The sequence below is a fragment of the Mycobacterium sp. Panama NTM2 genome (assembly GCF_054355555.1).
Genome location: NZ_CM135953.1, coordinates 4,356,357 through 4,375,333, shown reverse-complemented (window position 1 = coordinate 4,375,333; position 18,977 = coordinate 4,356,357). Strand labels below are relative to the sequence as shown.

Annotated in this window: 15 protein-coding genes; 8 read left to right on the top strand and 7 right to left on the bottom strand. The window is 69.2% G+C overall.

Annotated elements, in window-relative coordinates:
• Nucleotides 1–31 precede the first annotated feature (31 nt).
• From ACXYX3_RS20915 to ACXYX3_RS20895, 5 genes are all read left to right on the top strand, one after another.
• Nucleotides 32–1,450 carry a cell division protein PerM gene (locus ACXYX3_RS20915; protein WP_458608859.1) on the top strand — a complete coding sequence of 473 codons (1,419 nt, stop codon included), beginning with the start codon at nt 32–34 and terminating at the stop codon, nt 1,448–1,450.
• 10 nt (nt 1,451–1,460) lie between these two features.
• Nucleotides 1,461–2,090 carry a phosphoribosylglycinamide formyltransferase gene (purN, locus tag ACXYX3_RS20910; protein ID WP_458608858.1) on the top strand — a complete coding sequence of 210 codons (630 nt, stop codon included), beginning with the start codon at nt 1,461–1,463 and terminating at the stop codon, nt 2,088–2,090.
• Nucleotides 2,087–3,664 carry a bifunctional phosphoribosylaminoimidazolecarboxamide formyltransferase/IMP cyclohydrolase gene (purH, locus tag ACXYX3_RS20905; protein WP_458608857.1) on the top strand — a complete coding sequence of 526 codons (1,578 nt, stop codon included), beginning with the start codon at nt 2,087–2,089 and terminating at the stop codon, nt 3,662–3,664. Before purN ends, purH begins: the two co-directional genes overlap by 4 nt.
• Nucleotides 3,665–3,757: 93 nt before the next feature.
• Entirely contained in the window at nt 3,758–5,170 is a 1,413-nt protein-coding gene (locus ACXYX3_RS20900) for a sigma 54-interacting transcriptional regulator (RefSeq protein WP_241203250.1), read from the top strand.
• The gene (locus ACXYX3_RS20895) at nt 5,163–7,136 is read left to right on the top strand and encodes a vWA domain-containing protein (RefSeq protein WP_458608856.1); all 1,974 of its coding nucleotides are present in this window, start codon (nt 5,163–5,165) and stop codon (nt 7,134–7,136) included. Before ACXYX3_RS20900 ends, ACXYX3_RS20895 begins: the two co-directional genes overlap by 8 nt.
• A gap of 22 nt (nt 7,137–7,158) precedes the next feature.
• On the opposite strand, the gene ACXYX3_RS20890 is transcribed toward ACXYX3_RS20895, so the two are convergent.
• The 7 genes from ACXYX3_RS20890 to ACXYX3_RS20860 form a co-directional block, all read right to left on the bottom strand.
• On the bottom strand, nt 7,159–7,737 hold the full coding sequence (locus ACXYX3_RS20890; protein ID WP_458608855.1) for a DUF1707 SHOCT-like domain-containing protein: 579 nt from the start codon (nt 7,735–7,737) through the stop codon (nt 7,159–7,161).
• Nucleotides 7,738–7,822: 85 nt separating this feature from the next.
• Nucleotides 7,823–8,584, bottom strand: a complete 762-nt coding sequence (locus tag ACXYX3_RS20885) for an enoyl-CoA hydratase family protein (RefSeq protein ID WP_241203247.1) — start codon at nt 8,582–8,584, stop codon at nt 7,823–7,825.
• A complete protein-coding gene (locus ACXYX3_RS20880) occupies nt 8,584–9,744 on the bottom strand; it encodes an acyl-CoA dehydrogenase family protein (RefSeq protein ID WP_241203246.1) in 1,161 nt (386 codons plus the stop codon). Before ACXYX3_RS20880 ends, ACXYX3_RS20885 begins: the two co-directional genes overlap by 1 nt.
• Nucleotides 9,741–11,714, bottom strand: coding sequence for an acetyl/propionyl/methylcrotonyl-CoA carboxylase subunit alpha (locus ACXYX3_RS20875; protein WP_458608854.1), 1,974 nt, complete (start codon nt 11,712–11,714; stop codon nt 9,741–9,743). Before ACXYX3_RS20875 ends, ACXYX3_RS20880 begins: the two co-directional genes overlap by 4 nt.
• A 43-nt stretch (nt 11,715–11,757) precedes the next feature.
• Nucleotides 11,758–13,290, bottom strand: coding sequence for an acyl-CoA carboxylase subunit beta (locus ACXYX3_RS20870; protein ID WP_458612166.1), 1,533 nt, complete (start codon nt 13,288–13,290; stop codon nt 11,758–11,760).
• An 89-nt stretch (nt 13,291–13,379) separates the two neighbouring features.
• On the bottom strand, nt 13,380–14,528 hold the full coding sequence (locus ACXYX3_RS20865) for an acyl-CoA dehydrogenase family protein (RefSeq protein WP_458608853.1): 1,149 nt from the start codon (nt 14,526–14,528) through the stop codon (nt 13,380–13,382).
• Entirely contained in the window at nt 14,525–16,210 is a 1,686-nt protein-coding gene (locus ACXYX3_RS20860) for an acyclic terpene utilization AtuA family protein (protein WP_458612165.1), read from the bottom strand. Before ACXYX3_RS20860 ends, ACXYX3_RS20865 begins: the two co-directional genes overlap by 4 nt.
• A gap of 287 nt (nt 16,211–16,497) precedes the next feature.
• On the opposite strand from ACXYX3_RS20860, the gene rpmF reads away from it, so the two are divergent.
• From rpmF to ACXYX3_RS20845, 3 genes are all read left to right on the top strand, one after another.
• Nucleotides 16,498–16,671, top strand: coding sequence for a 50S ribosomal protein L32 (gene rpmF / locus ACXYX3_RS20855; protein ID WP_241203243.1), 174 nt, complete (start codon nt 16,498–16,500; stop codon nt 16,669–16,671).
• Nucleotides 16,672–16,755: 84 nt separating this feature from the next.
• Nucleotides 16,756–17,442: a response regulator transcription factor gene (locus tag ACXYX3_RS20850; RefSeq protein ID WP_221356181.1), complete on the top strand. Its 687-nt coding sequence runs from the start codon at nt 16,756–16,758 to the stop codon at nt 17,440–17,442.
• Complete coding sequence (locus ACXYX3_RS20845; RefSeq protein ID WP_458608852.1) at nt 17,442–18,902, top strand: HAMP domain-containing sensor histidine kinase; 1,461 nt, start codon at nt 17,442–17,444, stop codon at nt 18,900–18,902. Before ACXYX3_RS20850 ends, ACXYX3_RS20845 begins: the two co-directional genes overlap by 1 nt.
• Nucleotides 18,903–18,977 lie beyond the last annotated feature (75 nt).

The following is an 18,977-nucleotide window of genomic DNA, read 5'->3' as shown; positions in this document are numbered from 1 at the left end:
CCGAGAGCGTCTTCCAGGAGCGGCCCGTCCCGTGAACACAGCCCCACGCGCGGGTAACACGCCAGGCTCAGCGGGCCCACGCCAGGCTCGTGAACTGCTGCGGGTGGCGTTCGGGCCGTCGTTGGTCGCGTTGGTGGTCATCGCGGCGATCGTGCTGCTGCAGCTGCTCATCGCCAACAGCGAGATGACGGGGGCGCTCGGTGCCATCGCGAGCATGTGGCTCGGTGTGCATCAGGTGCCGGTGTCGATCGGGGGCAGTGCGCTCGGAGTGATGCCGTTGTTGCCGGCCCTGGCGATGGTCTACGGCACGGCGCGCACCACCGCGGCTGCGGTGACTCACACGTCGTGGTTCGTGACCCGCTGGGTGGTGGCCTCGGCCGTGGGCGGGCCGCTGCTGATCGCGGCGCTGTGTCTGGCGGTGATCCACGACGCCGCCTCCGTGCTGACGCAATTGCAGACGCCGGATGCCACGCGGGCCTTCGCCAGCGTGCTGACGGTGCACCTGCTGGGAGCCGCCGCGGGCGTCGGGGCCCGGGTGGGCCGGCGGCTGCTGCGCCCGCCGCTGCCCGCCTGGCTGCCGGACGCGTTCCGTGGCGCGGCGGTCGGGGTGCTCGCCCTGTGCGCGCTGTCCGCGGCGGTGGTGGCGGGGTCGTTGATCGTGCACTGGTCGACGATGGACGATCTCTACTCGATCACCGACTCGCTGTTCGGCCAACTGAGCCTGACGGTGCTCTCGCTGCTGTACCTGCCCAATGTCGTGGTGGGCGCCGCGGCGGTCGCGGTGGGCTCCAGCGCCCATGTCGGTCTGGCCACCTTCAGCGCCTTCACGGTGCTGGGCGGTGACGTACCGGCCCTACCGGTGCTGGCGGCCGTGCCCACTCCACCGCTGGGTCCTGTGTGGGTGGCGCTGCTGATCGTGGGAGCGGTGTCCGGGGTGGCGCTCGGTCAGCAGTGTGCGCGGCGGGCGCTGCCTCCCGCGCAGGCGCTGGCGAAGGTGCTGGTGGCCTCCGCTCTCGGCGCCGCGACGATGGCGCTGCTGGGCTACGCGGGCGGCGGGCCGCTGGGCAACTTCGGCGACGTGGGCGTGGACCAGGCCACGTTCGGTCCTGCTGTGTTCGTGTGGTTCGCCGGCATCGGTGCGTTGACCGTCGCCATGTCGGGCGGTTTCGCACCCCGGGTGCGCACGTCCACGCCCGTCGAGGCTCCGGACGACGAGCCCGAGCCCGCCGGTGCCGAAGTCGATCCCGACACCGTCGTCGTCGACCCCGAGAGCGCCGCAGGAGAACCCATCGTCGAGCCGGCAACCGAGCCGCTCGTCGAGCCGCCGCCCGCGCACCGGGACTCCGCCATCGCCCGCGACCTGGACGACCCGGATGACCTGGACGATCCGGAGGACCATTTCGTGGCCGACGACGACATGCGTTCGGGCCGCGACGGCACCACCCACTAGGCTTCCAGCCGTGCAGCCACCGGTCCGGGTCCCCCCGAGTGCGCCGTCGCGGCTCGTGGTCCTCGCATCCGGCACCGGCTCCTTGCTCGCGTCGCTGCTCGAGGCCGCGGTCGGCGATTACCCCGCGCGCGTCGTCGCGGTCGGTACCGACCGCGATTGCAGGGCACTGCAGATCGCCGAGCGGGCGGCGATCCCGACGTTCACCGAGCCGTTGCGCGCCCACCCCGATCGCAACGCGTGGGATGCCGCGATCACTGCGGCCACGGCGGCGCACGAGCCGGACCTGGTGGTCTCGGCGGGCTTCATGAAAATCCTTGGATCGGAGTTTCTTTCGCGATTCCCGGGACGGGTGGTCAACACTCATCCGGCGCTGCTGCCGGCGTTCCCCGGCGCACACGCCGTCGCCGACGCACTGGCCTACGGCGTCCGCGTCACCGGGTGCACCGTCCATCTCGTCGACGCGGGAACCGACACCGGCCCGATCGTCGCGCAGCAGGCGGTGCCCGTGCTGGACGGCGACGACGAAGCGACGCTGCACGAACGGATCAAGGTGATCGAACGAGAACTTCTGGTGGATGTCCTGGCGGCGCTGGCCACCCGCGGCGTCACCTGGACAGGACGAAAGGCGACCATAGGATGACCGACAACGACGGCAGGCGGCGTATCCGCCGCGCCCTGATCAGCGTCTACGACAAGACCGGGCTGGTGCCGCTGGCCCAGGGTCTGCACAAGGCGGGCGTCAGCATCGTCTCGACCGGTTCGACGGCGAAAACCATTGCAGAAGCCGGTGTTCCGGTGACCCCGGTGGAGGACGTGACCGGGTTCCCCGAGGTGCTCGACGGCCGGGTGAAGACCCTGCATCCCCGCGTGCACGCCGGGTTGCTCGCCGATCAGCGCAAGGCCGAGCATGTTTCGGCGCTCGAGGACCTCGGCGTCGAGGCCTTCGAACTCGTCGTCGTGAACCTGTATCCGTTCACCCAGACCGTGAACTCCGGGGCCGGCGTCGACGAGTGCGTCGAGCAGATCGACATCGGCGGTCCGTCGATGGTGCGCGCGGCGGCCAAGAACCATCCCAGCGTCGCGGTCGTCGTGGAACCGCTGGGTTACGACGGCGTGCTGGCCGCGGTACGCGCCGGCGGGTTCACGCTCGCAGAGCGAAAGAAGTTGGCGTCGTTGGCTTTCCGACACACCGCGGAGTACGACGTCGCAGTGGCGTCGTGGATGGAGTCGGTGCTGGCGCCCGAGGACGACGGGGCCGGCGCCGCGCTGCCGCCGTGGTTCGGCGCGACGTTCCGGCGCACCGCGGTGCTGCGCTACGGCGAGAACCCGCATCAGCAGGCGGCGCTGTACAGCGGTGACGGCGGCTGGCCGGGTCTGGCTCAGGCAGAACAGTTGCACGGCAAGGAGATGTCGTACAACAACTACACCGATGCCGACGCGGCGTGGCGGGCGGCGTTCGATCACGAGGACATCTGTGTGGCGATCATCAAGCACGCCAACCCGTGTGGCATCGCGGTGTCGTCGGTGTCGGTGGCCGATGCGCACCGCAAGGCCCACGAATGCGATCCGCTGTCGGCGTTCGGCGGCGTGATCGCCACCAACACCGAGGTCAGCGTCGAGATGGCCGAGACGGTCGCGGGAATCTTCACCGAGGTGATCGTCGCGCCCGCCTACGAGCCCGGCGCGGTGGAGGTGCTGAGCGGGAAGAAGAACATCCGCATCCTGGTGGCCTCGGAGCCGCAGGACGGGGGTACGGAGTTCCGGCAGGTGAGCGGCGGCCTGCTGGTGCAGCAGCGCGACGCCGTCGACGCCTCGGGTGACGACCCCGCGAACTGGACGTTGGCGACCGGTACGCCGGCCGATCCCGCCGTGCTGGCCGACCTGGTGTTCGCGTGGCGGACCTGCCGGGCGGTCAAGTCGAACGCGATCGTGATCGCCAAGGACGGCGCCACCGTCGGCGTCGGCATGGGTCAGGTCAACCGCGTCGACGCCGCGCGGCTGGCGGTCGAGCGGGCCGGTGATCGCACGCAGGGCGCTGTCGCGGCCTCGGATGCGTTCTTCCCGTTCCCCGACGGGCTGCAGACGTTGACGCAGGCCGGCGTCACAGCCGTCGTGCATCCCGGCGGCTCGATGCGCGACGACGAGGTGACCGCGGCTGCCGCGGAAGCCGGGATCACGCTGTACCTCACCGGAGCGCGTCACTTCGCGCACTGACGACCTCCGGCGAGCGCGCGCAAAATGCCTGCAAGATGCGGTGTGTTGCGTGCAGACCCGCGCGCTCGCCGGGAACAGTCGTAGCGTGGTGTGGTGACTTCAGTTTTCCAACCCTCGCCCGCCACCGCAGACCTGCCCCGCACCGTCGGCGAGCTGCGCGCCTCCGGGCATCAGGAGCGCAGCGTCAAGGCCGAGATCCGGGAGAACCTGCTGGCCGCGCTGAGCTCGGGCGCCACCGCCGAACAGATCTGGCCGGGCATCCTCGGCTTCGACGACACCGTCATCCCGCAGCTGGAACGCGCCCTGATCGCCGGCCACGACATGGTGCTGCTGGGCGAACGCGGGCAGGGCAAGACCCGTCTCCTGCGCGCGCTGAGCGGACTGCTCGACGAGTGGACGCCGGTGATCGCCGGCGCGGAACTGGGCGAGCACCCGTACAGCCCGATCACCCCGGAGTCGATCCGGCGGGCCGCCGATTCCGGTGACGACCTGCCGATCGCGTGGCGGCACCGCAGCGAGCGGTACACCGAGAAGCTCGCCACCCCCGACACCAGCGTGGCCGATCTGGTCGGCGACATCGACCCGATCAAGGTGGCCGAGGGGCGCAGCCTCGGCGACCCCGAGACCATCGCCTACGGGCTGATCCCGCGGGCGCACCGCGGCATCGTCGCGGTCAACGAGCTGCCCGACCTCGCCGAGCGCATCCAGGTCGCGATGCTCAACGTGATGGAGGAGCGCGACATCCAGGTCCGGGGCTACACGCTACGGCTGCCGCTCGACGTCCTGGTCGTCGCGAGCGCCAACCCGGAGGACTACACGAACCGCGGCCGCATCATCACCCCGCTCAAGGACCGCTTCGGCGCGGAGATCCGCACGCACTACCCGCTCGAACTCGACGCCGAGGTCGGCGTCATCACCCAGGAGGCGCACCTGGCCGCCGAGGTGCCGCCCTACCTGATGGCGATCCTTGCGCGGTTCGCGCGCGCCCTGCGCGAATCGACCGCGATCGACCAGCGCTCCGGCGTCTCGGCGCGGTTCGCGATCGCCGCGGCGGAGACCGTCGCCGCATCCGCGCGGCACCGGGCCGCGCTGCTCGGCGAACAGGACCCGGTGGCGCGGGTGGTCGACCTCGGCACCGTGATCGACGTGCTGCGCGGCAAGCTGGAATTCGAGTCCGGCGAAGAGGGCCGTGAGCAGGCGGTACTCGAACACCTGCTGCGACGCGCCACGGCCGAGACTGCGCAGCGGCTGCTCGGCGGTATCGACGTCGGACCGATCGTCACTGCGGTCGAGAACGGCTCGCCGGTCACGACGGGGGAGCGGGTGTCGGCGCGCGAGGTGCTCGCCGCACTGCCCGAGGTGCCCGCCGTCGCGGAGATCCAGCGCCGCCTAGAGGCGTCCACGGAAGGTCAACGGGCGGCGGCGATCGAGCTCGCGCTCGAGGCGCTGTATTTGGCCAAGCGGATCGACAAGGTGTCCGGAGAAGGCGAAACCATCTATGGCTAAACACTTCTCGCGGTATTCGCGATACACCGGCGGGCCGGACCCGCTGGCCCCTCCGGTCGATCTGCGCGAGGCGCTGGAAGCCATCGGCCAGGACGTGATGGAGGGCACGTCGCCGCGGCGTGCACTGCAGGAACTGCTGCGTCGCGGGTCGAAGAACATGCCCGGTGCCGACAAACTGGCCGCGGAGGCGAACCGTCGGCGCCGGGAACTGTTGCAGCGCAACAACCTCGACGGCACGCTGGCCGACATCAAGAAATTGCTCGACGAGGCGGTGCTCGCCGAGCGCAAAGAGCTGGCGCGTGCGCTCGACGACGACGCGAGGTTCGGTGAGCTGCAACTGGACTCGCTGTCACCGTCGCCGGCCAAGGCCGTCCAGGAGCTGTCCGAGTACGACTGGCGCTCCCCGGAGGCCCGGCAGAAGTACGAGCAGATCAAAGACCTCATGGGCCGCGAGATGCTGGATCAACGTTTCGCGGGCATGAAAGAAGCACTGGAGAACGCGACCGACGAGGATCGCCAGCGCGTCAACGACATGCTCGACGACCTCAACGACCTGCTGGACAAGCACGCCAAAGGCGAGGACAGTCAGCAGGACTTCGAGAACTTCATGGCCAAGCACGGCGAGTTCTTCCCGGAGAATCCGCGCAACATCGACGAGCTGCTCGACTCGCTGGCCAAACGGGCGGCGGCCGCGCAGCGCTTCCGCAACAGCCTGTCCGAGCAGCAGCGTGCCGAGCTCGACTCGTTGGCGCAGCAGGCGTTCGGCTCCCCGTCGCTGATGAACGCGCTGGACCGGCTCGACGCGCATCTGCAGGCCGCCCGACCAGGGGAGGATTGGAACGGCTCCGAGCGCTTCTCCGGCGACGACCCGCTCGGCATGGGCGAGGGCGCGCAGGCCCTGGCCGACATCGCCGAGCTCGAGCAACTCGCCGAGCAGCTCTCCCAGAGCTATTCGGGCGCGACGATGGACGACGTCGACCTCGACATGCTCGCCCGTCAGCTCGGCGACGAAGCCGCCGTGAACGCGCGCACCCTGGCCGAACTCGAACGCGCGCTGATGAATCAGGGATTCCTCGACCGCGGTGCCGACGGGCAGTGGCGACTGTCGCCCAAGGCGATGCGCCAGCTCGGGCAGACCGCGCTTCGCGATGTGGCTCAACAGCTTTCGGGCCGCCACGGTGAGCGCGACACCCGGCGTGCCGGTGCCGCCGGTGAGCTGACCGGCGCGACGAGGCCGTGGCAGTTCGGCGACACCGAGCCGTGGAACGTGACGCGGACGCTGACCAACGCCGTGCTCAGGGAAGCCGGCACCGGAGAGCGCACGGGCGCGATCAGCATCACCGTCGACGACGTCGAGATCTCCGAGACCGAGACCCGCACCCAGGCCGCCGTCGCGCTGCTCGTCGACACGTCGTTCTCGATGGTGATGGAGGGCCGCTGGCTGCCGATGAAGCAGACCGCGCTGGCGCTGAACCACCTCGTCAGCACCCGCTTCCGTTCCGACGCGCTGCAGATCGTCGCGTTCGGCCGCTACGCGCGCACGGTGACGGCCGCCGAACTGACTGGTCTGGAAGGCGTCTACGAGCAGGGCACCAACCTGCACCACGCGCTGGCGCTGGCGACCCGGCACCTGCGCAGACACCCGAACGCGCAGCCGGTCGTCCTCGTCGTCACCGACGGTGAGCCCACAGCCCATCTGGAGGATTTCGATCGGAACGGGAGTCCTGCTGTCTTTTTTGACTACCCACCGCATCCCCGCACGATCGGCCACACCGTGAAGGGCTTCGATGAGGTCGCACGCATGGGCGCGCAGGTGACGATCTTCCGGCTGGGCAGCGATCCGGGCCTGGCCCGGTTCATCGATCAGGTGGCCCGGCGGGTGGGCGGCCGCGTCGTGGTGCCCGACCTCGACGGGCTCGGTGCGGCAGTGGTCGGCGACTACCTCGGGTCGAAGCGGCGACGCTAGTCCCGCCGATCCGACGTGGCGCTCAGGCCGACTTACGCTTCTTTCGCTTGACCGTGACGCTGCCCCACAGCGCGAACCCGGAGATCCGCACACAGGGCGCACCGGGAGCGCCTTCCCCCTCGATGCTGTGGTCGAAGCTGCCCATCACCGACACGCCGCGCAGGTCGACGTTCACCTCCGGCGGCACCAGGATGGTCTGGCCACCCATGATCGTGTACGTCCGGATCTCGACGTCGTGCGCGGTGAAATCGGCGTACCGCAGATCGACGACGCCGCCGCCCCAGAACGCGAACGTGGTCAGCCGCTTCGGCACGTTCCACCGGCCACGCCGTTCGTAGCCCGACAGGATCGCCAGCAGGGTGCTCGACGGGGCGGGACGGCAGGTGCCGCTTCGCCCGCGCGTGATCGCACCAGGCAGATCCGCCGATAGCCGATCCAGTTCGTCGCAGGTCTGAGCCGCGTACGCCCGGGCCAGCCTGGCTTCGTACTCCGTGACGCCGATCGTGCCCGACGCCGCCGCATCGGTCAGCAACTGTGCGACCTGGATGCGATCGGTGTCGGCAGCGCGCATCGAGCGGCTCCGCGACGCGGGGCTGCTCATCGGGGCCTCCTGCTACGTCCGCACATCGCCCCCAGGTTACGACGATCAGCGATACATGCAAGGTCCGTGGCCAAACTGTGAGCTGTCAGCCGATCCAGCGGGGTTTGCGTTTCTCCAGGAAGGCGAGCATGCCCTCGCGGGCTTCGTCGGAGACGAACAGCGCCGCCGAACGTTGCGTGAGCGCTTCGGCCCGTCGATCGAAGTCCTCGAGGATCGCGGCGGTGGTCAGCGCCTTGGATTCGGCCAGGCCCTGCGGTGAGGCCTGCGCGATCGCAGCCGTCAGGTCGTCGACGGAGGCGGCCACGTCCGTGGCCGCCAGCGTGACCAGACCCATCTGTGCGGCCTCCGCCGCGCCGAACTTCTCGCCTGTGACGAAGTAACGGCCGGCGGCGCGTGCGGTCATCTTCGGCAGCAACGTCAGGGAGATGATCGACGGAGCCACCCCGATGCGGGCCTCGGTCAGCGCGAACGTGCTGGCCGTGCCGGCCACCACGATGTCGCAGGCGCCGATCAGCCCGAGCCCGCCCGCGCGTACATGGCCGTCGACGGCCGCGATGACCGGACGCGGGCAGGTCAGGATGCGGCGCAGCAGCTGCGTCATCTCCCGCGCCCGATCGACGGCCAGCTCGGAGGGATCCCGGCCGGCCGCCTCGGCGAGGTCGGCCCCCGCGCAGAACGTCCCACCCGTGTGACCGAGCACGACGACCCGGACGTCAGGGTCGGCCGACGCGCGTTCCAACCCCTCCTGCACCTGCGCGACCAGCGCAGTCGACAGCGCGTTGCGGTTGTGCGGTGAGTCGAGCGTCAGCCGGACCACCGCGCCGTCGCGCTCGTAGGTCACCAGCATCAGTAGGACCGGGGGAGCCCGAGCGACGTCTGCGCGATGAAATTGAGCACCATCTCACGGCTGACCGGCGCGATGCGGGCCAGCCTCGACGCGGTCAGCACCGACGCTATGCCGTACTCCTTGGTCAGACCGTTACCGCCGAGGCACTGCACCGCCTGGTCGACGGCGCGCACCGAGGCTTCACCGGCGGCGTACTTGGCCATGTTCGCCGCCTCGGCCGCGCCCACGTCGTCACCCGAGTCGTACAGGCTGGCGGCCTTCTGCATCATCAGCTTGGCCAGTTCGACCTCGATGTGGTTCTGCGCGAGCGGGTGGGACAGCCCCTGATGCGCGCCGATCGGCGTCTTCCACACCTGCCGGGTCTTGACGTAGTCGACCGCCTTGTCGATCGCGAAGCGACCCATCCCGACCGCGCTCGCGGCACCCATGATGCGCTCGGGATTGAGCCCGGCGAACAGCTGCGCGATGGCGGCGTCCTCGGATCCGACGAGCGCATCGGCCGGCAGCCGAACCTCGTCGAGGAACACCTGGAACTGGAACTCGGGGCTGACGATCTCCATCGGGATCTTGGTGAACGTGAAGCCGGGGGTGTCGGTCGGCACGACGAACAGGGCGGGCTTCAAGTTGCCCGTCTTGTGGTCGGCCGTGCGACCCACGACGAGCACGGCCTGCGCCTGGTCGACGCCGGAGATGTAGACCTTCTGGCCGGACAGGATCCAGTCGCTGCCGTCCCGGCGCGCCGTGGTGGTGATGCGGTGCGAGTTGGAGCCGGCATCGGGTTCGGTGATCGCGAACGCCATCGTGATCGTGCCGTCGGCGATGCCGGGTAGCCAGCGCTGCTTCTGCTCGTCGGTGCCGTACTTGGCGATGATCGTCCCGTTGATCGCGGGCGAGACCACCATCATCAGCAGCGCCGACCCCGCCGCGGCCATCTCTTCCATGACCAGGCTCAGCTCGTACATGCCCGCCCCGCCGCCGCCGTACTCCTCGGGCAGGTTCACCCCGATGAAGCCGAGGCGGCCTGCCTCGGCCCACAGCTCGTCGGTGTGCTGGCCGGCGCGGGCTTTCTCCAGGTAGTAGTCCTGCCCGTAGTTGGCGGCCATCGCGCCCACCGCCTTGCGCAGGGCCTGCTGTTCCTCGGTCTCCACGAATCCGGTCATGACGCCTCTCCTGAATCGACGCGCGCCAGTACGGCGCCCACTTCCACCTGCGTTCCCGCGGTGACGTTGAGTTCGGCCAACACTCCGTCGGCCGGCGCAGCGATGGTGTGTTCCATCTTCATCGCCTCCAGCCACACCAGCGGTTGGCCCGCGGTGACGGTGTCGCCGACGGCGGCACCCACCCGCAGCACCGAGCCGGGCATCGGCGCGAGCAGCGAACCGTGTGCCACGGCGTCGGCCGGGTCCGGGAACCGCGGTCGCGCCGTCAGGTGCACCGCCGCGGTGGGGGAGTCGACGTACACGTCATCACCGAGGGGGCCGTAGCGGGCGACGGTGAACGGACGGTCCACTCCCGCGACGGCGAGCACGATCGTCTCGGGTGTCGCCGTGACCAGCGTGACGTCGTCGCGATCGGCGATACGGACGCCGTCGCGGGTGACGCGGTAGGCGACGTCGTGCGTGCCGCCCTCGTCATCGACGTAGCTCTTGGTCTGCCAACCCGACGCGAGATTGCGCCACCCGCTCGGAATGCCTGCGAAAACCGTTGCGGTACTGCGATTGTGAGCTGCATCGGCCAACGCCGCAGCGATCGCCGACAGCTCGAGCGTCGCGTCGTCGGCCCCCGGGGCGGCGAGCTCGGTGAGGCCGTGGGTGTCGAAGAACGCCGTGTCGGTGGCGCCGGTCATGAACGCGGGGTGGCGCAACACATTGACCAGGAGGTCGCGGTTGGTGCGCACACCGTGCAGCCGGGTGCGGGTCAGCGCGTCGGCCAGCAGCGCGGCGGCGCGGTCCCGGGTGGGCGCCCAGGAGATGACCTTGGCGATCATCGGGTCGTAGAACACCGAGATCACCGAGCCGTCGCCCACCCCGGAGTCCAGACGCACCCCCGCCCGGTCGAGCAGCTCGAAATGCCCCACTGCCGTGGGCACGTCGAATCGGTGCACGGTGCCGGCCTGCGGCTGCCAGTTCTTGGCGGGGTCTTCGGCGTAGAGCCGTGCCTCGATCGACGAGCCGGAGGACGCGGGTGGGTGCGCGTCCAGCGGCGCACCGTCGGCGACTGCCAGCTGCAACTCCACCAGGTCCACGCCCGACGTGAGTTCGGTGACCGGATGTTCCACCTGCAGGCGGGTGTTCATCTCGAGGAAGAAGAAGTCTCCCCCATCAGAGGCCATGAACTCGACGGTGCCCGCGCCGGTGTACCCGATCGCGGTGGCGGCCAGCCGGGCCGCCTCGAACAGCTTGTCCCGCATGCCCGGAGTGCGTTCCACCAACGGGGAGGGCGCCTCTTCGATGATCTTCTGATGACGGCGCTGGATCGAGCACTCCCGCTCGCCGACAGCCCACACCGTGCCGTGCATGTCGGCCATCACCTGCACCTCGACATGATGCCCGGCGTCGAGGTAGCGCTCGCAGAACACCGTCGGGTCGCCGAACGCCGACTCTGCCTCGCGTTGCGCGGCCTCGACCTGCCCGGGCAGCTCGCCGAGTTCGCGGACCACGCGCATGCCGCGGCCCCCGCCGCCGGCCGAGGCCTTGATCAGTACCGGCAGCATGTCGGCGGTCACCGTGTCGGGGTCGAGCTCGTCGAGCACCGGAACACCGGCAGCGGCCATCATCTTCTTGGCTTCGATCTTGGAGCCCATCGCGGCCACCGCGGCCACGGGCGGTCCGATCCACGTCAGGCCCGCGTCGATCACGGCGGCCGCGAAGTCGGGGTTCTCCGAAAGGAATCCGTACCCGGGGTGGACGGCGTCGGCGCCCGCGGCCCGCGCGGCTGCGATCAGTTGGGCGGTGTCAAGGTACCCACGGGTGCCCTCGAGGCGCACCCGGACGTCGGCTTCGGCGACGTGCGGTGCCGCTGCGTCAGGATCGGTGTAGACCGCGACGGTGCCGATGCCCAACCGCCGACAGGTGGCGAACACCCGACGGGCGATCTCGCCACGGTTGGCGACCAGAACGCGAGTGATCATCGTTACCCTTTGCTCTTCGCGCAAGCGCTCATCGGCCGGCCGCTCACATCCGGAAGACGCCGAAGTTCGACGTCCCCTCGATCGGTGCGCTGGCGATCGCCGACAGGCACATGCCCAACACGGTGCGGGTGTCCCGCGGATCGATGACGCCGTCGTCGTAGAGCCGGCCCGACAGGAACATCGGCAGCGACTCGGCGTCGATCTGCGCCTCGACCGCCGCGCGCAGTGCGGCATCGGCGGCCTCGTCGACCTGCTGACCGCGAGCCTGCGCCGCAGCTCGGCTGACGATCGACAGCACACCCGCCAACTGGGTGCCGCCCATCACGGCCGACTTCGCGCTCGGCCAGGCGAACAGGAACCGGGGGTCGTACGCGCGCCCGCACATGCCGTAGTGGCCGGCACCGTAGGACGCCCCGATCAGCAGCGACAGGTGCGGGACGGTCGAATTGGAGACGGCGTTGATCATCATCGATCCGTGCTTGATCATGCCGCCCTCCTCGTACGCCTTTCCGACCATGTATCCGGTTGTGTTGTGCAGGAACAGAAGTGGTGTGTTCGAGCGGTTGGCCAGCTGGATGAACTGTGTGGCCTTCTGTGACTCTTCGCTGAACAGGACACCCCGCGCGTTGGCGAGGATGCCGAGCGGAAAGCCGTGCAGCGTGGCCCACCCGGTCACCAGTGAGCCGCCGTAGAGCGGTTTGAACTCGTCGAACTCCGAACCGTCGACGATGCGCGCGATCACCTCGCGCGGATCGAACGGTATGCGCAGATCCGGCGGCACGATGCCGAGCAGTTCCTCGGATTCGAACAGGGGCTCGGTGTACGGCTTCGGCGCCGGGCCCTGCTTGTGCCAGTTGAGCCGCGCGACGATGCGCCGGCCGATGCGCATCGCATCCAGTTCGTCGACGGCGAAGTAGTCCGCGAGACCCGATGTGCGGGCGTGCATCTCGGCACCGCCGAGTGACTCGTCGTCGGACTCCTCCCCGGTCGCCATCTTGACCAGGGGAGGGCCGGCCAGGAACACCTTGGATCGGTCCTTGATCATCACGACGTGATCGCTCATCCCGGGGATGTAGGCGCCGCCCGCGGTCGAGTTGCCGAACACCAAGGCGATCGTCGGGATACCGGCCGCCGAGAGCCGGGTCAGGTCGCGGAACATCTGCCCGCCGGGAATGAAGATCTCTTTCTGCGTGGGAAGATCCGCGCCACCGGACTCCACCAGAGAGATCACCGGCAGCCGGTTTTCCAGGGCGATCTGGTTGCCGCGCAGTATTTTCCGCAACGTCCACGGATTGCTGGTGCCGCCCTTGACAGTGGGGTCGTTGGAGACGATCAGGCATTCGACGCCCTCGACCGCGCCGATCCCGATGACGACGCTCGCGCCGACGGTGAAGTCGCTGCCCCACGCGGCCAGTGGGCTCAGCTCGAGGAACGGGGAGTCGGGGTCGATGAGCGCTTCGATCCGTTCGCGCGCGGTCATCTTGCCGCGGGCGTGGTGGCGGCTGACGTATTTCTCGCCACCGCCGGCCAGCGCCTTGGCATGCTCGGCGTCGAGCTCGGCCAGCTTGATCGCCATCGCGTCGGCGGCCTCGCGGTAGGCGGGGGAGCGCGGGTCCAGTGTCGAACGCAGAGCCGATGCGCGATCCGCTGCGCTTCTCGCTGGCGTCACGCCTGGAAGCCCAGCGACTTGGCGGCCAGCGAGGTCAGGATCTCGGTGGTGCCACCACCGATGCCGAGGATGCGCATGTCGCGATACTGGCGTTCGATCTCCGATTCCGCCATGTAGCCCATACCGCCGAACAGCTGCACCGCTTGATTGGCCACCCATTCGCCCGTCTCGACGGCGGTGTTCTTCGCGAAGCACACCTCGGTGATGAGGTTGTGGTCGCCGGCGATCTGGCGTTCCACCACGTGGCGGGTGTAGACCCGCGCGATGTCGATGCGCCGCGCCATCTCGGCCAGCGTGTTCTGCACCGATTGCCGCGCGATCAGCGGCTTGCCGAAGGTCTCGCGGTTGCGGCACCACTCGACGGTGAGGTCGAGACACCGCTGCGCGCTGGCGTAGGCCTGCGCGGCGAGGCCGACACGTTCGGACACGAACGCGGCGGCGATCTGGAAGAAGCCGCTGTTCTCGGCGCCGATGAGGTTGGCGACGGGGACGCGCACGTCGGTGTAGGACAGTTCGGCGGTGTCCGAGGAACGCCAGCCCATCTTGTCGAGCTTGCGGCTCACCTCGAAACCGGGCGTTCCTTTGTCGACGACGATCAGCGACACCCCCGCGGCTCCCGGCCCGCCGGTACGCGCCGCGGTGACGACGAAGTCGGCGCGCACCCCGGAGGTGATGTAGGTCTTGGCGCCGTTGATGACGAACTCGTCGCCTTCCCGGACGGCGCGTGTGGTCAGGTGCCCGACGTCCGAGCCGCCGCCCGGTTCGGTGATCGCCAGCGAGCCGATCTTCTCGCCGCGCAAGGTCGGTCGCACGTAGGTGTCGATGAGGTGCTCGTCGCCGGAGGCGATGATGTGGGGGACCGCGATACCGCAGGTGAACAGCGAGGCGAACACTCCGCCTGGTGCCCCTGACTGGTGCATCTCCTCGCAGATGATCAGCGCGTCGCCGCCGTCACCGCCCTCGCCGCCGGCTGTCTCGGGGAAGCCGGCGCCCAGTAGCCCGGCCTGGGCTGCCTTGCGGTGCAGGTCGCGGGGGAGCTCTCCCATGCGCTCCCATTCGTCGACATGGGGCAGGACTTCGCGTTCGGCGAAGGCGCGCACCGTCTTTCGCAGATCTTCCCGCTCCGGTGTGGTCCAGATGCTCACGACAGAAACTCCTCGGGGATGTCGATGGTTCGGCTGCGCAGCCATTCGCCCAGCCCTTTGGCCTGGGGATCGAAACGCGCAGCCGACGCGACGCCTTGACCCAGGATGTCCTCGATCACGAAGTTCACGGCGCGCAGGTTGGGTAGCAGGTGTCGGGTCACCGGCAGCTCGGCGGCCTCGGGGAGCAGCTCGCGCAGCTTCTCGACGGTCAACGCGGACGCCAGCCATCGCCACTGTTCGTCGGTCCGCACCCACACCCCGACGTTGGCACTGCCGCCCTTGTCGCCGCTGCGCGCTCCGGCGATGGTGCCCAGCGGTACCCGCCGTGTCGGACCGTCGGCGCTCCACTGCGGTGGCTCGCCGTCGGGGACTGCTTCCAGGGCACGGGTCTGTGCGGCGGGTGCGATGTCGACGCGGGTGCCGTCCGGGTGCACCGCCACATGCGGCACCTGCTCGGCGGGAACGTGACCGGCGGTGAACACGCCATAGACCTGGCCGTCCCCGGGTGGTGTGGTGCTCGTGAACCCGGGATAGCTGGCCAACGCCAATTCGACTGCGGCGGATGAGAATCGGCGGCCGACCGCGGCAGCGTCGGGGTCGCGCGCGACACAGCTCAGCAGGGCGCTGGCGGTCTGTTCGGTGTCGGCGTCGGCGTGGTCGGTGCGGGCGAGTGACCACTGCATCTCGGCCGGCGGGACCGTCAGATTCGCCTCCAGCTGACGACGTACGAGCGCTGCCTTGGCCTCGATGTCGAGACCGGTCAGCACGAACGTCATCTCGTTGCGGAACCCGCCGAGGCTGTTGAGGCTGACCTTCAGGGTCGGCGGCGGAGGCTCTCCGGTGACGCCGCTGACACGGACCCGGTCCGGTCCGTCGTCGGTTAGCGTGATCGAGTCGACCCGCAGGGTGGCGTCGGGGTTGGCGTAGCGGGCGCCGCCGATCTCGTAGAGCAGCTGGGCGGTGACCGTGCCGACGGTGACGGCGCCGGCCGTGCCCGGATGCTTGGTGATGACCGACGAGCCGTCGGCGTGGATCTCGGCGATCGGGAAGCCCGGATGGGTCAGGTCGTCGATCTCGGTGAAGAAGGAGTAGTTGCCGCCGGTGGCTTGGGTGCCGCATTCGATGATGTGGCCCGCGGCGATCGCACCGGCGATGTGGTCGAGGTCGTCGCGCTGCCACCCGAAATGCGCCGCGGCCGGCCCGACGATCACCGACGCGTCGGTGACGCGGCCCGTCACCACGACATCCGCGCGCGCCTTCAAGCAGTCGGCGATGCCCCACGCGCCCAGGTAGGCGTTCGCGGTCAGCGGACGGCCGAGTCCGAGCTCCTCGGTACGCGGGAGCAGGTCGTCGCCCTCGACGTGGGCGACGGCGACGGTGATCTGCAGGCGCTCGGCCAGGTCGCGGACGGCGGTGGCCAGGCCCGCGGGGTTCAGGCCGCCTGCGTTGGCGACGATGCGCACACCGCGGTCCACCGCCAGGCCCAGGCACTGCTCGAGCTGGCGCAGGAACGTCTTGGCATAGCCGCGATCGGGATCCTTCATGCGGTCGCGGCCCAGGATGAGCATGGTCAGCTCGGCCAGGTAGTCGCCGGTCAGGTAGTCGAGATCGCCGCCGCTGAGCATCTCGTACATCGCCGAGAGCCGATCGCCGTAGAAGCCCGAGCAGTTGCCGATCCGCACGGGATCGCGGTCCGACACCGGCGTCACGCAGTCTCCCGTCGCTCCGGCGGGCAGAGCGCCCAACCAACCGGTAGGTTAGCGGCTACCGGCGGTAGCACGTCAAGACCCGACCGCGTGTCGCTCGCGGCGGAACATCCTCCGAGATCCTTTGAGTTTGGAGCCCGTCCAGCTCACCGGCTATCCTGGGGACCAATTGCCTGCGTCCGGTTCGCCCAGGCTCGCAGGCAGTACTGGTTCACGTCCGTGGGTTGCACCGATGGACACCCCGAAACAGATGGAGCTCGATCATGGCTGTCCCGAAGCGCAGGATGTCGCGTGCGAACACCCGGAGCCGGCGCGCGCAGTGGAAGGCCACGGCTACCGGACTCGTCAACGTGAGCGTCGCAGGTCAGCAGCGCAAGGTGCCGCGCCGCCTGCTCAAGGCCGCGCGCTTGGGTCTGATCGATCTGGACCGCCGCTAACCACGCGGTCGCGTACCGGAAACATTCAGGTTTCGTCGGCGCGGCTCTCAGCACTCTCTCAGACACGGGGTCGAGACTGTGGCGGTGCGCATACTCGTCGTCGATGATGACCGCGCGGTCCGCGAATCGCTGCGCCGCTCCCTGTCTTTCAACGGCTACTCCGTGGAGCTGGCCCAGGACGGCCGCGAAGCGCTCGATCTGATCGCCACCGATCGCCCCGATGCTGTGGTGCTCGATGTGATGATGCCTCGCCTCGACGGGCTCGAGGTGTGCCGCCAGCTCCGCAGCACCGGTGACGATCTGCCGATCCTCGTGCTGACGGCCCGCGATTCCGTGTCCGAACGGGTGGCCGGTCTCGACGCCGGCGCCGACGACTACCTTCCGAAGCCGTTCGCCCTCGAAGAATTACTGGCGCGCATGCGGGCGCTGCTGCGCCGCACCACGCTCGACGATTCGAGCGAATCGGCCGCGCTGACGTTCGCGGATCTCTCGCTCGACCCGGTGACCCGCGAGGTCACCCGCGGCGAGCGGCAGATCAGTCTCACGCGTACCGAGTTCGCGTTGCTCGAGATGCTGATCGCCAATCCGCGCAGGGTGTTGACGCGCAGCCGCATTCTCGAAGAGGTGTGGGGCTTCGACTTCCCGACGTCGGGCAATGCGCTCGAGGTGTACGTCGGATATCTGCGCCGCAAGACCGAGGCCGAGGGAGAGCCGCGGCTCATCCACACCGTGCGGGGCGTCGGCTATGTCCTGCGGGAGACGCCGCCCTGATGCAGCCGCACCCCGACGTCGCGTGGCCGGGCCAGTATCACCAGCCACCGGCAGGCAGTTCGGTGTCGCTGCGCTGGCGCGTGATGCTGCTGGCGATGTCCATGGTGCTGATGGCCGTCGTGCTGATGGGTGTCGCGGTGTATGCGGTGATGGCGCAGACCCTGTATCAGGACATCGACAACCAGCTGACGTCGCGAGCCGACATGCTGCAGGAGAGCGGATCGCTGACCGTCGATCCCGGCAAGATCATCGAAGGCACGGCGTATTCCGACATCAAGGCGATGTTCGTGATCCCTGGCCGCGCCATCTACGCGGCCAATCAAGACGGGCAGATCCCGGCCCTCGGCGATGTCGAGAAGGATGTGATCGCCGGCAGGCAGCCGTATTCGCTGCGCACCGTGAGCCACAGCCGCCTACTGGCCCGGCACTTCGACAACGGCACCACCCTGTTGCTGTGGAAGAGTCTCTCTCCGACCGGCCAAGCGCTGAAAAACCTTGGCACCGTTCTTCTTTCCGTCGGCGGGATCGGGGTGGCGATCGCCGCCATCGCCGGCGGCATGGTGGCCAGCGCCGGCTTGCGGCCCGTTCGCCGGCTCACCCAGGCCGCCGAACGCGTGGCCCGCACCGATGACCTGAGGCCCATTCCTGTCGTCGGCCACGACGAACTGGCCAGGCTCACCGAGGCGTTCAACATGATGTTGCGCGCGCTCGCCGAGTCACGCGATCGCCAGGCCAGGCTGGTCACGGACGCGGGACACGAGCTGCGCACGCCGCTGACCTCTCTGCGCACCAACGTCGAACTGCTGATGGCGTCGATGCGGCCGGGTGCCCCGCGCATCCCGGAAGACGAGATGGCCGACCTGCAAGCCGACGTCATGGGGCAGATCGAGGAATTGTCCACGCTGGTCGGTGATCTGGTCGACCTCACCCGCGAGGATGCCGGCCGGGTAGTGCACGAGATCGTCGACATCGCCGACGTCATCGATCGCTCGCTGGAGCGGGTTCGCCGCCGCCGCAACGACATCGAGTTCGACGTGACCGTCACGCCCTGGCAGGTGTACGGCGATGCGGCCGGGCTCGGGCGTGCTGTTCTCAATCTGCTCGACAACGCGGCCAAGTGGAGTCCGCCGGGCGGTCGCGTCGGGGTCCGGCTGAGGCAGATCGACGCCAATCACGCAGCCCTGGTGGTGTCGGACAACGGGCCGGGAATCCCCGCGAACGAACGAGATCTCGTGTTCGAGCGGTTCTACCGCTCCACCGCGGCCCGCGCGATGCCCGGGTCCGGGCTCGGGCTGGCGATCGTCAAGCAGGTGGTGGTCAAACACGGCGGCACGCTGCTGGTCACCGACACCGTCGACGGCGGGGAGCCGCCGGGAACGTCGATGCACATGGTGCTGCCCGGTCGAGCGCCGATTCCTGCGGAGATCACGGAGACACGCGCCGAGTCATCCCCGCGGTGACGCGTGTCACCAGCGACGATGGTTCCATGGCCGCGGCAGAATCTGGGCGTGTACCGAAGGGACTCTCAGGGCACT